Origin of the sequence: Falsiroseomonas algicola, assembly GCF_011040385.1 — a bacterium.
Classification (GTDB): Bacteria; Pseudomonadota; Alphaproteobacteria; order Acetobacterales; family Acetobacteraceae; genus Falsiroseomonas; species Falsiroseomonas algicola.
Map to the genome: position 1 here is coordinate 1 of NZ_JAAIKB010000052.1, position 1,302 is coordinate 1,302.

A 1,302-nucleotide genomic window follows, 5' to 3' on the forward strand; every position below is an offset into this window, starting at 1 on the left:
TCGGCGAGGCGCCGGTGCAGGGCCGGGTCGTAGCGGATGAGTTGGCTGATACGGATCGAGCCAAGCACGGCGGCGAGGACGGCCTGGTGGACAAGGGCCTGGATGCGCCAGAGGGATGGCTCGCAGCCTGCTGTGGCGAGTTGTTCAGGGGAAAAAAGCCAGGAAATCCTGGCTGATGTCTTCGGAGAGCAGGGCCAGCAGCAGGTGCGCGGCAATCCATCGGCGGATGGCGGGTTCGCTGTGGCAGCGCAGTTGGTCGATGTGCAGCAGTGACTTCAGCCGCTTGAAGGCGAGTTCGATCTGCCAGCGCAGGCGATAGGCAGCGAGCACCTGGGACGCGGGATAGTCTTCCTGCGGCAGGGTGGTGGTGAGGATGAGCCAGCCGGCCGCTGCGATGCTGGTGGGCTGCACGGCCTGCTGACGCTGTTGCGCCTTGCGGCGGACCTTCTTCTCGGTCGCCGCGCGGGCAGCAGGCGGCTTGCGTTGCAGCACAAGCCGGAGCGGCATGTCGGCCTGGCCCACGACCTGGGCCAGCACCGACACATCCTGCGCCTCCACTTGCGCGGGTAGGCTGGCCAGGTGGCGGTGCAGGTCGAAACCGGTGCCGTCTGGCTGCCGCAACTTCACGCCGCCAGGGCGAATGCGGACGATCAGGTCGGCGCCTGCCTTGCTCGCCTCGCGAAACCTCGCCATCGCCGGGGTGCGGCCGAAGCCGCGGTCGGCGATCCTGATCTCTCCGGCCACCGGCGCACCGCGGTCGAGCGCCTCCGCGCCGCGGCCGTCGGTCAGTTCAAGATGGGAAAAGCTGCTCTGGCCGAGGTCGAACACCGCGTGGATCCGCCAATCCACCCCCTGCCGACCCGGCTGATGCAGGCAGGTGCCGTCAGCCAGGCGCAGGCATCGCCCATGCCAGCGCAAGCCAGCACTGGCGCTGCGATCGGCCATGACAGCCCCGATGAGCGCGTCCAGGAAGTCGCCAGCCTGGTCAAGCCGCGCCTTGAGGGCCGGGTTGCTGAGCGACGCGATCCCCGTCAGCCCAGACCAAGCCGCTGCTTGCCGCAGCGACAGCCCACCCGGACCTGCCGCCAACAGCAGCCTCAGCAGCGACGCCGCGTCGACCACACGTCGTCGACGCGACAAAGCACCATGCCTGCGCGCCAAGTCATCCAGGTCTATGCCGGACGGCAGACGCGCCAGAACCTCGCCAAAACAATCAACTGGCAGCCGTGCATCAAGGGTCACACCCACAAAACGCCGCAACCAGCCTCACGATCCCCGCTCTATCCTAGCGCCTATGGGGCT

The 1,302-nt window shown here is 68.0% G+C and carries 1 protein-coding gene; it reads right to left on the reverse strand.

Annotated elements, in window-relative coordinates:
• Positions 1-144: 144 nt before the first annotated feature.
• On the reverse strand, positions 145-1,260 hold the full coding sequence (locus tag G3576_RS30955; protein ID WP_164698329.1) for an IS4 family transposase: 1,116 nt from the start codon (positions 1,258-1,260) through the stop codon (positions 145-147).
• Between the last annotated feature and the right edge of the window lie 42 nt (positions 1,261-1,302).